At 32.1% G+C, this 794-nt stretch carries 2 protein-coding genes; one reads left to right on the plus strand and one right to left on the minus strand.

What is annotated here, in order from left to right; translation table 11 throughout:
- The coding region (gene epsC, locus AMO08_RS01635; RefSeq protein ID WP_306452493.1) for a serine O-acetyltransferase EpsC at positions 1 to 412 on the minus strand (412 nt) is incomplete at its 3' end.
- Positions 413 to 492: 80 nt separating this feature from the next.
- On the opposite strand from epsC, the gene AMO08_RS01640 reads away from it, so the two are divergent.
- Positions 493 to 794 (plus strand): VOC family protein (locus AMO08_RS01640; protein WP_075484548.1); only part of this gene is annotated, 302 nt, incomplete at its 3' end.

The raw sequence follows: 794 nt of genomic DNA on the forward strand, positions 1-794 counted from the left end.
CTGCCCACTCTTGTGCGCCCGACCCAATAACTACATCTTCTTTTATAGTGGGATGTCTTTTCATATTTCGTTGGTCATTTGAATTAATACTTGGAGCTATTCCACCTAATGTAACCATATGATAAATTGTAACATTATCCCCAATGTCTGAAGTTTCACCAATCACAACACCCATTCCATGATCTATAAATAAATTTTTCCCTATTTTTGCGTTAGGATGAATTTCTATTCCAGTTAAGAATCTTGAAAATTGAGAAATGATTCTTGCTATCAAATGAAATTTTGCAGTACTAAAAAAATTTGCTATTCGATGAAAAAAAACTGCTTTAACACCAGGATAAGTTAATATTAAACTTAACTTAGACCTTGCAGCAGGATCTCTATCAATTATGGATTGTAAAAAATCACTCATATTTTGTTAGTTTAGTTGCTGTTGATTAAAAAATAATATGCCTTATATAGTACTTAATTGCCCAATTTAAAGAGGTTTATATGTATAAAAATACTAATTGTTTTCATCTAGCTATCCCTTGCGGAGACTTAGAGGTTGCAAAGAAATTTTACAGTGAAACTTTAGGATGTAGATTAGATAACTCAGCACAAGAGTGGGCAGATGTAGATTTTTGGGGCAATGAATTAACTTTGCATAAGAGTGAACATAAATTGGACAATGAGAGACATGATGTAGATATGGGAAATGTTTCAGTCCCTCATTTTGGTGTTCATTTATCCAGAAAAGACTTTGATGCACTAAAACAAAGATTAAAAGATAGTGGAACCAAGTATTACGATGA

The organism is Candidatus Pelagibacter communis (assembly GCF_001180205.1).
Taxonomy (GTDB): Bacteria; Pseudomonadota; Alphaproteobacteria; order Pelagibacterales; family Pelagibacteraceae; genus Pelagibacter; species Pelagibacter ubique_O.